The organism is Microbacterium sp. G2-16M (assembly GCF_055809115.1).
Genome location: NZ_CM147897.1, coordinates 2,710,486 through 2,723,495 on the forward strand (window position 1 = coordinate 2,710,486; position 13,010 = coordinate 2,723,495).

7 protein-coding genes are annotated in these 13,010 nt (G+C 71.3%); 5 read left to right on the forward strand and 2 right to left on the reverse strand.

Annotated elements, in window-relative coordinates; translation table 11 throughout:
* Positions 1-4 precede the first annotated feature (4 nt).
* Positions 5-565 carry an acyl-CoA thioesterase gene (locus tag AC0L6F_RS12845; RefSeq protein WP_473538189.1) on the forward strand — a complete coding sequence of 187 codons (561 nt, stop codon included), beginning with the start codon at positions 5-7 and terminating at the stop codon, positions 563-565.
* 7 nt (positions 566-572) lie between these two features.
* Here the strand turns inward: AC0L6F_RS12845 and AC0L6F_RS12850 are convergent, their stop codons facing one another.
* Positions 573-1,454, reverse strand: coding sequence for a LysR family transcriptional regulator (locus tag AC0L6F_RS12850; RefSeq protein ID WP_274636967.1), 882 nt, complete (start codon positions 1,452-1,454; stop codon positions 573-575).
* A 115-nt stretch (positions 1,455-1,569) separates the two neighbouring features.
* Here AC0L6F_RS12850 and AC0L6F_RS12855 point away from each other — a divergent pair, with 115 nt between their 5' ends.
* From AC0L6F_RS12855 to AC0L6F_RS12870, 4 genes are read left to right on the forward strand one after another with little or no spacing between them, the layout of a single operon-like run.
* Complete coding sequence (locus tag AC0L6F_RS12855) at positions 1,570-5,280, forward strand: proline dehydrogenase family protein (RefSeq protein ID WP_473540003.1); 3,711 nt, start codon at positions 1,570-1,572, stop codon at positions 5,278-5,280.
* A gap of 41 nt (positions 5,281-5,321) precedes the next feature.
* Complete coding sequence (locus tag AC0L6F_RS12860) at positions 5,322-5,762, forward strand: hypothetical protein (protein ID WP_473538190.1); 441 nt, start codon at positions 5,322-5,324, stop codon at positions 5,760-5,762.
* Between the two features lie 41 nt (positions 5,763-5,803).
* Positions 5,804-8,335 carry an excinuclease ABC subunit UvrA gene (locus tag AC0L6F_RS12865; protein WP_473538191.1) on the forward strand — a complete coding sequence of 844 codons (2,532 nt, stop codon included), beginning with the start codon at positions 5,804-5,806 and terminating at the stop codon, positions 8,333-8,335.
* Complete coding sequence (locus AC0L6F_RS12870; protein ID WP_473538192.1) at positions 8,314-11,298, forward strand: alpha-mannosidase; 2,985 nt, start codon at positions 8,314-8,316, stop codon at positions 11,296-11,298. The genes AC0L6F_RS12865 and AC0L6F_RS12870 overlap by 22 nt, the downstream gene beginning before the upstream one ends.
* A gap of 70 nt (positions 11,299-11,368) precedes the next feature.
* Here the strand turns inward: AC0L6F_RS12870 and AC0L6F_RS12875 are convergent, their stop codons facing one another.
* Positions 11,369-12,817: an HNH endonuclease signature motif containing protein gene (locus AC0L6F_RS12875; protein WP_473538193.1), complete on the reverse strand. Its 1,449-nt coding sequence runs from the start codon at positions 12,815-12,817 to the stop codon at positions 11,369-11,371.
* Between the last annotated feature and the right edge of the window lie 193 nt (positions 12,818-13,010).

Here is a 13,010-nt window from a genome sequence, read left to right on the forward strand (position 1 = left end):
CCTCGTGAACGTGTGGTGGCGGACCCTGATGACAATCCTGCGCGCGAAGGCGATGCTGCGGCGCAACGGCGTCATAGCGCCGCGATCTGTCGGGCGCGTGCGGCTGCGCACGCTGCCCACCGATATCGACCTGCTCGGCCACATGAACAACGGACGGTACGGCTCGCTGTTCGACCTCGGCCGGTTCGACCTGCTCATCCGAACCGGCATGTGGGATGTCGTCAACCAGCGCGGCTGGTACGCGGTCGTTGCGAGCGAGACCATCACTTTCCGCAAGTCACTGCAGCTGTGGCAGCGCTTCACCGTCGAGTCGCGCCTCGCCGGCCACGACGACAAGTCGGTGTACATGGTGCACCGCGCAGTCGTGAAGGGAGAGGTATACGCCGAGATGATCGTCCGCGCCCGCTTCCTCCGACGCAGCGGCGGCATCGTCTCCCTCGACGAGCTCTTCGAGGCCCTCTACCGCCCCGATGACCTCCCGCCGCTCGAGCCGTGGGTGCAGACGTGGGCGACCGGCTCGGCACTGCCGTCGACGAAGGCGCCCGCGCCGAGCGTCTGGGAGTAGCGCCGGCTCAGCGAGCGTCGAACGCGGCATCCAGGGCGGCGCGCACCGCGACGATGCCGCTGCGCTGCGCGGTCGAGCGCCGTGCGGCGGTGAACAGCTCGCGCGCCGGCGCGCCGGGCAGGTCGACGAGCGTCGCGGTGGGTGCGACGGCGGTCCAGACCAGGTCGGGCAGCATCCCGACCGCGTGCCCGGCGGCGATGAGCCGCACCTGCGCGGTCAGATCGGCGATCTCGAACCGCACGTCGGGCTCGAACCCGGCGGCGCGGCACTGCTCGACCGCCCATCGCCGCGCGGCGGTGCCCCGCGGCTCCATCGCCCAGGCCCGATCGGCAAGCCGGGCGAGCGCCCGGGCGTCGTCCCGCGGCGGCAGCGCGAGCCGGATCGGGTCGCGGCCGATCACGACGCGGTCGAGGTCGGCCCGGTGCTCGCGCGCGGACCCCGGGTACTGTTCGGCGATCACGAGGTCGAACCGTCGTGCCGACAGCTCGAACAGCCCCTCTTCCGGCGGCACCTCGGCGACCTCGACGCGCAGACCGGGCTCGGTGTCGGCCAGGATCGAGAGGGCGGGAGCGAGGATCGCCTGCGCCGCCGTCTGCATCACGGCCACGCGCACCGGCGCCGCGCCCGGCTGCAGCCGCTCCAACTCGCCCCGTGCCTGCTCGTCGAGTTCGAGCACGCGTTCCGCGTGGGCCGCCAGCAGCCGCCCGTGCGCGGTCAGCCGCACGCCGCGGCCGTCCGGTTCGAACAGCGTGACGCCGGCTTCCTGCTCCAGCTGTCCGAGCTGCTGCGAGATCGTCGACGGGCTGTAGGCGAGCGCATCGGCCACGGCTGCGAGCGTGCCCCGCAGGGCGAGCTCGTGCAGCATCCGGAGCCGGCGGAGCTCGAACATGAAACCCCTTCAGTCATCGAGAAAGCCGATGTGAATCCATCGTAGATCATCACTATTTACAATGAGTCGGATGCCGCATTCTGAAAGGGTGAAGCATGATGTGGTGCAGTCTGGGATGAGCCAGACGGGAGTGCAGATGAACGAGGCGCACACGCCGGAGCTCGCCCACGAGGCCGTGGCTCTGGCGCAGCGATGGGTGGACGAGTCGGCGGCGGCGCAGGTGGACCCCGCCGCGCAGAGACTCGCGGGGGTGCTGCAGGACGAGAACGGGCTGCCGTTCACGCTCGGGTTCGTCGACGGCGTGATGCGCCCCGAGTCCCTGGCGGCCGCGGCATCCAACCTCCGTCGCGTGGCACCGCTCGTGCCGGAGTTCCTGCCCTGGTATCTGCGCGCGGCCGTGCGGGTGGGCGGCGCCGTCGCCCCGATCCTGCCGTATCCGGTGGTGCCGATCGCGCGGCGGGTGCTGCGCGGAATGGTCGGGCATCTGATCGTCGACGCGCGACCCGACAAGCTGGGCCCGACGATCGAGAAGCTGCGCGGAACCGGCCACCGCCTCAACCTGAACCTGCTCGGCGAGGCCGTGCTCGGCGAGGCCGAGGCGCACCGGCGCCTGGAGGGCGTGCACGAGCTCATCCGCCGCGCCGACGTGGACTACGTCTCGGTGAAGGTCTCCGCCGTCGTCAGCCATCTGTCGATGTGGGCGTACGACGAGGTCGTCGCGTCCGTCGTCGAACGGCTCACCCCCCTGTATCTGACCGCCGCGCAGACCGGCACCTTCGTCAACCTCGACATGGAGGAGTACCGCGACCTCGACCTGACCGTCGAGGTGTTCACCCGCATCCTCGACGAGCCCGCGCTGCGCGGCCTCGAGGCCGGGATCGTGCTGCAGGCGTATCTGCCGGATGCGCAGCCCGCCCTCGACCGGCTCACCGAGTGGGCGCAGCGACGGGTCGACGCCGGCGGTGCACGGATCAAGGTGCGCCTGGTGAAGGGCGCGAACCTGGCGATGGAGCACGTCGACGCCGTCATGCACGGGTGGCCGGCAGCCCCGTACTCGCGCAAGCTCGACACCGACGCGAACTATCTGCGGTGCCTGGACGCGGCGCTGCACCCCGAACGCACCCGCGCGGTGCGGCTCGGGATCGCCGGACACAACCTGTTCGACATCGCCTACGCGTGGCTGCTGGCCGGCGAGCGGGGCGTGCGCGACAGCATCGAGTTCGAGATGCTGCTGGGCATGGCCCAGGGGCAGGTCGAGGCCGTCTCGCGCGAGGTCGGTCCCGTGCTGCTGTACGTCCCGGTGGTCAAGCCGAGCGAGTTCGATGTCGCGATCAGCTATCTGGTGCGCCGCCTGGAGGAGAACGCCTCCACCGAGAACTTCCTCTCGGCCGCGTTCGAACTGCACGAGGACCTCTCGCTGTTCGACCGGGAGAAGGGGCGCTTCCTCACGTCGGTGCAGCGCTCGGCCGACCCGGCGCTGCACACCGGACCGTTCCGGACGCAGGATCGCACCGCCGAGGTCGCCGCCAACGGCGAGCCTGCGCGACGGCGGCGCGATGCTCCGTCCGGCCCGGATCACGGGCTGACCGAGGCCGTGATCGGCATCGCCCGCTCGGCAGCCGCCGATCAGGTCGTGTCGGCGCTCGCCGACACCGAGGGCGTCTCGCCGGACGCGGAGGAGCTGCTGTTCGGCGGCGAGGGGTTCGTCGAGACCGCGGTGTTCTCGCCGCGCGAATCCGGGACCCGTGCGGTGGGCGCACCCGGGTTCCGCAACACACCCGACTCCGACCCGGCGCTGCCGGCGAACCGCGAGTGGGCTGACGAGGTGATCGGTCGGATCGAGACCTCGACGGCGGGCGATGCGACGCTGGCGGCGGCGCGCGTGACCGACCCGGCTGCGCTCGACGAGATCGTCGCGCGGGTCCGGGCGGCCGGCGCGGCCTGGGGTGCGACGCCGGCGGCCGAGCGGTCGGCCGTCCTGCAGGCTGCCGCACGGAGCCTGGAGGCGCGCCGCGGCGAGCTCATCGAGGTCGCGGCGTCCGAGACCGGGAAGGTCTTCAGCGAGGGGGATGTCGAGGTCAGCGAGGCCGTCGACTTCGCGAAGTACTACGGCGCCTGCGCGCGCGAGCTGGACAGCATCGCCGGGGCCGTGTTCGTGCCGTCCGAGGTGACGGTGGTCACGCCGCCGTGGAACTTCCCGATCGCCATTCCCACCGGCGGTGTGCTGGCCGCTCTGGCCGCCGGGTCCGGGGTCGTGTTCAAGCCCGCCCCGCAGGCACGCCGCTGCGCGGCCGTCATCAGCGAGGCCCTGTGGGAGGCCGGGGTGCCGCGGGAGCTGCTCGCGCTGGTCGACATCGACGAAGGCGGGCTCGGCCGGCAGCTGATCACGCACGCGGATGTCGACCGCATCATCCTCACCGGGGCGTGGGACACGGCGGCGCTGTTCCGCTCGTGGCGGCCCGAGCTGCCGCTGCTGGCCGAGACCAGCGGCAAGAACGCGATGATCGTGATGCCCTCCGCCGACCTCGACCTGGCGGCATCCGATCTCGTCAAGAGTGCGTTCGGACATGCCGGCCAGAAGTGCTCGGCCGCCTCACTGGTGATCCTCGTGGGCGCCGTGGCCAAGTCGGAGCGGTTCCGCCGTCAGCTCATGGACTCGGTGACCTCGCTGCGCGTCGGTCCGCCTTCCGACCCGATGGCCGAGGTCGGCCCGGTGATCGAGAAGCCGCAGGGCAAGCTCGAGTGGGCCCTGACCACCCTCGCCGAGGGGGAGAGCTGGCTCATCGAGCCGCGCTCACTCGACTTCGGTCCCGAGACGGCGGGTCGGTTCTGGACTCCCGGAGTGCGCGTGGGCGTGGAACCCGGTTCGCGCTTCCACCGCGAGGAGTTCTTCGGCCCGGTGATGGGCGTGATGCACGCGTCGTCGCTGGCCGAGGCCATCGAGCTGCAGAACGCCGTCGCGTACGGTCTGACCGCCGGGCTGTACACGCAGAACCCGGACGATCTGGCCACCTGGCTGGACCGCGTGGAGGCGGGCAACCTGTACGTGAACCGCGGCATCACCGGCGCGATCGTGCAGCGTCAGCCGTTCGGCGGGTGGAAGCGCTCGTCGGTCGGGGCCGGCACGAAGGCCGGCGGCCCGAACTATCTCATCGGCCTCGGGTCGTGGCGCGCCTCGCACGGAGCGGCGGCCTCCACCACCCTGCACCTGCGCGGGCTCGACTCGCGCATCACGGACGTGATCGAGGCCGCGCAGCCGTCGCTGGACTACCCCGCCTTCGAATGGCTGCGCCGGGCGGCGCTGTCGGACGCGATCGGGTGGGACCGCGAGTTCGGCCAGGTGAAGGATGTCTCGCATCTGGGCGTCGAGCGCAACCTGTTCCGCTATCGGCCGCTGCCGGTCGCGGTGCGCGCCACCGCCGACGCCGAGCTGCAGGAAGTGCTGCGCGTGGCCTTGGCCGGCGTGCGGGCCGGGTCGGCGTTCACGCTGTCGCTGTCGACCGGGCTGCCCGCCGAGGTGCGACGAGTGCTGTCCGCGCAGGAGGTGCCGGTGTTCGTCGAGAGCGACGCGCAGTGGATGCAGCGGGTCGGCGCCGCGGGCGCTCGACCGCCGCGGGTGCGGCTGATCGGCCGGCCGCAGAGCGTGTCCGCGCTGCACCGAGCGCTCGCCGCGGCCGTGGACGGCGACCCGGACCTGGCCGTGTACGACAACGAGGTGACCACCGCGGGCAGGCTCGAGCTGCTGCCGTTCCTGCACGAGCAGGCGATCGCCATCACCGCGCACCGCTTCGGCAACCCCGACGATTGGTCCGAGAATGTGATCTGACCCCCGTGAAGCTCGCGCGGGGCGGGTTGTAAGGTTCGGCCATGAGCATGGGGCTGGGCGCGAGCGGTAAGCGACTCGCCATCAGCGCGGGGAGCCTCGTCTTGCTGTCGATGGCGATGAGCGCATGCGCGCAGCTCGTTCTGCCAGACAGGACGCAGCTGCTCGGCACGTGGACGAACTTCGAGACGAACGCCGCGCTCGACCTCGCCGAGGACGGGACGTGTCATGTCACGGGACTTCCCCGTGGGGTGGAAGACGGTATGGGACCTCCTTATGGGGAGCCGTACTCGGCCGACTGCACATGGCAGCTGGGAGGCGGAGGCGGAGGCGACAGCGAGCCGGGCGAGAGCGGCGCGACGGTGATGACGGTCAGTGTCGACGGTGGCGGCGATATGACCGTGGTAGTCCTCCGCGGACCGAAGCTCGGTGTTCGACAGGGCACCGGCGCCGACGTCTTCGAGTTCGAGCGAGCGCTCCTGTGAGCGCCCGGACGACGTGGGAGATGGCGCGGGACAATGGCGGGATGACACAGACCGAGCCCACCTCCGCGCCCGATCGGATCCGGGTGCGCGGAGCCCGCGTGCACAACCTGAAGAGCGTCGACGTCGACGTGCCGCTGCAACGGCTGGTGGGCATCGCGGGCGTGTCCGGATCGGGCAAGTCGTCGCTGGCGATGGGCGTGCTCTACGCCGAGGGGTCGCGTCGGTATCTGGAGGCGCTGTCGACGTACACCAGGCGCCGGATGGCGCAGGCATCCCGTGCCGACGTCGACAGCGTCGAACACGTGCCCGCCGCGCTCGCCCTGCGCCAACGACCCGGCGTGCCGGGGGTGCGCTCGACGTTCGGCACCTCCAGCGAGCTGCTGAACGTGCTGCGGCTGATGTTCTCACGGCTCTCTTCGCATGTGTGCCCCAACGGCCACCGCGTGCCGCCGACGATCGACGTGGCCGCCGAGACCCCGATGTTCTGCCCGGTCTGTGGCGAGGAGGTGCATCCGCCCGGGGCCGAAGCGCTCGCGTTCAACTCGGAAGGCGCCTGCCCAACCTGTTCCGGCACCGGCATCGTCCGCGGCGTCGACGACGACGCGCTGATTCCCGACACCGGCAAGACGATCGATGAGGGCGCGGTCGCGCCGTGGAACATGTTCGGGTTCAACGTGCAGCCCGACATCGTGCGCGAGTTCGGGGTGCGCACCGACATCCCGTACCGGGACCTCACGGACCGTGAGAAGCAGGTCGTGCTGGCCGGGCCCGAAGAGAAGAAGCACATCGTCGTCACCAGCCGCAGGGGCCTGCACGACCTCGACTTCACCTTCCGAAACGCGCGCCTCACGGTCACGAAGGAGCTCGAGCGCGCCACCGACGAGAAGCGCTACCAGCGGGTCGCACGGTTCCTCACCGAGACGGTCTGCCCCGACTGCGGGGGAACGCGGCTGTCGCCTGCGGCACGGGCGCCTCGCATCGGTGAGGTGAACCTCGCCGAAGCCACCGCCTACACGCTCGAGCAGATCGTGGAGTGGGCCGCGGGCGTGCCCGCCGCGCTGCCGGACGAGATGCGCGCCATGGCATCCGCGCTGGTGGACGCGCTCGCCGGCATGGCGCGGCGGCTGCGGGAGCTCGGGCTCGGGTACCTCACCCTCGACCGGGCGAGCGCCACGCTGTCGACCGGCGAACGGCAGCGCGTGCAGTTGGCCCGGGCCGTGCGCAACCGCACGACGGGTGTGCTGTACGTGCTCGACGAGCCGTCGATCGGGCTGCACCCGGCGAACGTCGCGGGGCTCGTCGGCGTCATGCGCGACCTGCTGGCCGACGGCAACTCGGTCGTGTTCGTCGACCACGACGTGCAGGTGCTCGGCCAGGCGTCGCACCTGATCGAGATCGGCCCCGCCTCGGGAGCCGACGGCGGGCGGGTGATCGCCGCCGGCACCGCAGACGAGCTCGCGGCGTCTGTGGCGTCGCGGCTCGGACCGTTCCTGTCCGGCGGCACGGCGGTGCTCGTCCGCGACCGCGCGCGTGCGGACGAGTTGTTCGCGCACGGGCGCATCCACCTGGCGACGGCCCCGCTGCACACCGTGCACGCGCTGGATGTCGACATCCCGCGTGGACGCCTGATGGCCGTGACCGGCGTGTCGGGCTCGGGCAAGACCACCCTCGTCCTGGAGGCGCTGATCCCCGCGCTGCGGGCACGGATCGACGGCGGCCGGATGCCGCACCCCGTCACCGCGCTCGAGACCACCGGTGCGCCGTTGACGCAGGTGTACGTGGTGGACGCCGCACCCATCGGCATCAACGTGCGCTCGACCGTGGCCACGTACTCGGGCGTGATGGACCGGCTGCGCCGCGCGTTCGCCGAGACCGAAGCGGCACGCAGCCGGGGATGGGGTCTCGGCGACTTCTCGTACAACACCGGGAGTCTGCGCTGCCCGCGCTGCGACGGCACCGGGGAGGTGTCGCTGGACGTGCAGTTCCTGCCCGACATCGACATCACCTGCCCGGTGTGCCGGGGCTCGCGATACGCGCCCGAGGCCGACGCGGCGCGGCTGGAGAACGGGATGAGCCTGCCCGACGTGCTCGCGCTGACCGTCGCCGGCGCGCTGGACGCGATCGGCGCCATGCCGCAGGTGCGGCCGCACCTGCAGACGCTGGTCGACCTCGGGCTCGGCTACCTCACGCTGGGCGAGGCGACCCCGGGGCTGTCTGGTGGCGAGGCGCAGCGCCTGAAGCTCTCCGGTCAGTTGCGGCGCCGGCAGGACGGCGCCGTGTTCGTGCTGGACGAGCCCACGGTCGGCCTGCATCCGCTCGACGTGCGCGTGCTGATCGGCGTGCTGCAGCGCCTGGTCGAGCACGGTGCGACGGTGATCGTCATCGAGCACGACCTCGACCTGATCGCGAACGCCGACGGGGTGATCGACCTGGGCCCGGGCGGCGGAGTCGACGGCGGGCGGGTCGTGTTCGCCGGCACCGTCGACGACCTCGTGACAGCGCCCGGCAGCATCACCGGGACGTACCTCGCGGCCCACCTGAAGGAGCACGCATGCACGACCACCAGACCCTGACGATCGGACGGGCGCGCCGGGTGCTCGAGGAGCGGCTGCGGCCGGCGATCCATTCCGATCCGCATCCGCTCGAGCTGGCGGCGCACGTCGTCCGCGGCGAGCCGATCCCGGTCGCCGAGGGACTGAGCGGGCCCTTCGGGCCGACGGCGATCGGCGCGGCCTGGGGGCGGGCGTGGGACACGACGTGGTTCCGGGTGAGCGGGCGGGTGCCGGCATCCTTCGCCGGGAAGCGGGTCGAGGCGGTCATCGACCTCGGCTTCAACAGCGCCGTCCCGGGGTTCCAGGCCGAGGGGCTGGTCTACCGCGCCGACGGCACCCCGATCCGCGCCCTGCATCCCCGCGCGCAGTGGGTGCCGATCGAGACGGGGGACACCGTCGTCGAAGCGACCGTCGAGTTCTTCATCGAGGCCGCGTCCAACCCGGTCATGCTCGACCTGGCCGCGCCGTTCCGGCCCACAGGTGTCGGCGAATGGGAGACCGCGGGTGAAGCGCCGCTGTATCGGCTGAGGCGGGCGGACCTGTGCGTGTTCGAGCCCGAGGTGTTCGAGCTCGTGCACGATGTCGAGGTGCTGCTGCAGCTGGCCGTCGAGCTGCCGGATGCCTCGACCCGCCGCGCCCGGATCCTGCACGCACTCGACCGGGCGCTGGACCTGATCGACCTGCAGCAGGTCGCCGGGACCGCCGCATCCGCGCGCGCCGCCCTCGCCGACGTGCTCGCCGCGCCGGCCGAGGCCAGCGCCCAGCGGATCGCGGCGATCGGTCATGCGCACATCGACTCGGCCTGGCTCTGGCCGCTGCGCGAGACCGTGCGCAAGGTCGCCCGGACCGCGGCATCCATGACCCGGCTGCTGGATGAGCATCCCGAGTTCGTCTACGCGATGTCGAGCGCGCAGCAGTACGCGTGGCTGCGCGACGAGCGACCCGAGGTGTTCGCCCGCGTCCGGCAGGCCGTGGCCGACGGACGTTTCATCCCGGTGGGCGGGATGTGGGTGGAGACGGATGCCGTCCTGCCGGGCGGCGAGTCGCTCATCCGACAGATCGCCTACGGACAGCGGTTCTTCCGCGAGGAGTTCGGAGTCGAGTCCCGCGGCGCATGGCTGCCGGACAGCTTCGGCTATTCCGGAGCGCTGCCGCAGATCCTGGCCGGAGCCGGGTTCGAGTGGTTCCTCACCCAGAAGATGTCGTGGAATCAGACCAACCGCTTCCCGCACCACACCTTCGCCTGGGAGGGCGTCGACGGCACCCGGATCTTCACGCACTTCCCGCCGATGGACACCTACGAGGCCGAGCTGTCGGGAGCAGAGCTCGCCCGCGCGACGCGGCAGTTCGCCGAGAAGGCGGTGGCGTCCTCTTCGCTGGCCCCCACCGGTCACGGCGACGGGGGCGGCGGGACGACCCGCGAGATGATCGCCCGCGCGGCGCGGCTGGGCGACCTCGAGGGCAGCGCCCGTGTGGCCTGGCAGACGCCGGACGACTTCTTCGCACAGGCCAAGGCCGAGCTGCCCGATCCGCCGGTGTGGCGCGGCGAGCTGTACCTCGAGCTGCACCGGGGCACCTACACCAGCCAGCACGCGATGAAGCAGGGCAATCGCACGAGCGAGGAGCTGCTGCGTCAGGCCGAGCTGTGGGCGGCGACCGCGGCGGTGCGGGCCGGGCATCGGTATCCGTACGAGGCGCTCGACGGGGCGTGGCGCGAGGTGCTCCTGCTGCAGTTCCACGACATCCTCCCCGGATCGTCGATCGCGTGGGTGCACCGCGAGGCGCGCGAGCGGTACGCGCGGATCGAGCGGACGCTGCAGGGGATCGTCGACGAGGCGCTGCGGGCGCTCGGGGTGCGCCATGGCGAGGGGGGAATGCTCATCAACCCCGCCGTCGTCGCGCAGCGCGGCGTGCCGGCCGGTGGGGTCGGCGTCGGCACGGATGCCGCGGTCGGCCGGGTCGCGGCATCCGACGACGGCTTCGTGCTGGAGAGTGCGCACGTCCGTGTCGCGGTCGATGCCGCCGGCCGCATCACCTCTGCGATTCAGCGCGCGACCGGGCGAGACGCGATCCCTGCGGGGCTTTCCGGCAATGTGCTGCAGCTGCATCAGGACTTCCCGAATGCGTGGGATGCGTGGGACGTCGACGCGCACTATCGCGGCTCGGCCGTCGATGTCACCGGCGGCCGTGCCGAGCGGGATGGCGACGCGATCGTCGTGCGGGCGACGTTCGGCGCATCCGCCATCACGCAGCGGCTGACCCTGTCGGACGACGGCCGCACCCTTCACATCGACAACGAGGTCGACTGGCGCGAGACCGAGAAGTTCCTCAAGCTCGCGTTCCCGCTCGACGTATTCGGCGACCAGGTGATCGTCGAGACGCAGTTCGGCCACCACGCGCGGCCGACGCACACGAACACGTCGTGGGATGCCGCCCGGTTCGAGCAGCACACGCAGCGCTGGTTCGTGCTGGGCGAGCCCGGGTTCGGAATCGCGTTCCTGAATGACAGCAGCTACGGGTTCGACGCGACCCGGGTCGAGCACGACGGCCGGATCGTCCAGGTCGCGCGGTTCTCGATGCTGCGCGCGCCCCGGTATCCCGATCCGCATACCGATCAGGGCGTGCAGCGCATGCGGTACGGGTTCGTGATCGGCGCGGATGAGACGGATGCCGCAGCCGCCGCATCCCGCTTCGCGGCGCCGCTCCTCCCGGCGACGGGGCCCGAGGTCGCACCCCTCGTGCGCGTGACGGGTGCCGCGCTGAGCGCGGTGAAGCTTGCCGACGATCGCTCGGGCGATCTGGTGGTGCGGGTGTACGAGGCGCGCGGCGGGCGGGCCACGGCATCCCTCACCCTGCCGGCCGGAGACGTCGTACACGCCGATCTGCTGGAGCGGCCGGGGGAGTCGTTGCCGGTGGTGGACGGCACGGTGCAGCTGCCGCTGCGTCCGTTCGAGATCGCGACGCTGCGGGTGCGGCGCCGGTGACTCTGCCTGCACGTGTGAGTGCAGACCCACTGCTCTGACCGGCCGCGCGCCACGCGCCGGCGCTTCCGCGTCAGAAGGGTGCGGGGTCGCGGGCGAGGGCGTTCGCAGTGATGGGTTGGAATCTGACGGTGCCGGGTGGTCGGGTGTGGTGGATGCGGCCGGTGGGGGCGGTCCATTCCAGGATCCCGCCGGGCAGCTGGATGACGACCCAGTCGGTCTCGTGCTTCAGGGTGTGGTGGCGTTTGCACAGGTGTGCCAGGTTGCACAGGCACGTCTGCCCGCCCTCGGCGTACGCGACAGTGTGGTCGATGTCGCATTTGTGGGCGGGGCGGCGGCAGCCGGGGAACCGGCAGTGCTCATCCCGCACCTGCAACAACAGCCGCTGTCTGTTGGTGGGCCGGTACCGGTCCACACTGGTCGGGACCCCGGTGCACGGGTCGGTGAACACCCGGGTCCAGACCCGGGCCGCCCCGGCCAGGTCCCGGGCGGTCTGGTCATCGATCGCCCCGAACCCGGTCACGGTCGCCCCGCCGGTGGTCTGCCCGGTCAGGGTGCTGGCCGGGATCGTGACCTGCACCGTCCCGGTGATCGCCCCGAGGTTCTCTCTGGCCTGCTCGGTGGTGCCGTGCCCGTCCGGGACGTTGGTCAGCAGCAGGTCACAGAACACGTCCGCCATGATCTGCGACCGGGTCCGCTCATCAACCACCAGCCCCGCAGCGTCCGGATCGGCGTCGGCATCCGCCGGAGCGCCGGTTGCGGCGTCGTGATCAGCGCTACCGGTCGCCGCGGCATCCCCCGCACTCGCGGCCTTCGCGGCCGCTTCGGCTTCGGCTGCGGCTTGGTCGGTTTGGTTCTGTTCGTACAGGTCGGTGGCCATCTGCTGGACCCGGTTGTATGCGCCCACGGCCTGCACGGTGGGCAGGTCCGCGGTGATCCGGGCAAGCCCCGGCTCCAACTCCCGCACCGTCACTTTCCGCCGTTTCACGGCGTCCCGGACCCGCTGCTGGGTGCCTTCCGGATCCAGCCGGGACACCAGCCCGGACAGCGCGGGTCGCAGCTGGGCCGGGGTCATCTCCCCCGCCATATCCAAAGCGACCGCCTCGTACTGACGGCGCACCTGATCGTCTTCGATCACCGCACCGGTCTCCGCGATCAGCGTCGCGTGCTCCGGCCAGATCCGGCCGTCGCTGGCCTCGCACAACGTCTCGTAGAACCGGTGGGTCAGGCTCCACGCCTGCGACACCTTCCGCGCCACCTGCCACTCACTGAGCCGCAACGCGGCCGCGACCTCGGCATACACCTCCCGCATGCCCAACTGCGACGAGGCGGTGACCGCCCCGTCGCCGTCCCGGATGGCGCGTTCCCGTTCCCGCTCCTGGACCACCCCGGCGACCCGTTCGAAGAAGAACATCTCCGCCGCGAACGCCCGCGCCGCCAGAGCCCGCGACCCGGTCAGGTCCTCGACCAGCTGATCCAACTCCGACAGCACCGCAGACCGGCCCGCAGACGATGATGACATCAGCGAAACCTCCGGTCTGTTCCTCGGGTGAACTATCTTCAGTGTATCGAACGAAGCTTCGCCATGTCAATGGTCAATTCATGATTATCCCGTAAGATCGGTCGGTATCAGCATCCCCTCGTCCTTGCCTTCAGGCGTGACCGAGATGCGAACAAAGGGGCGGACTGACTGGCCCGCCTGACCGCGTTTCGTC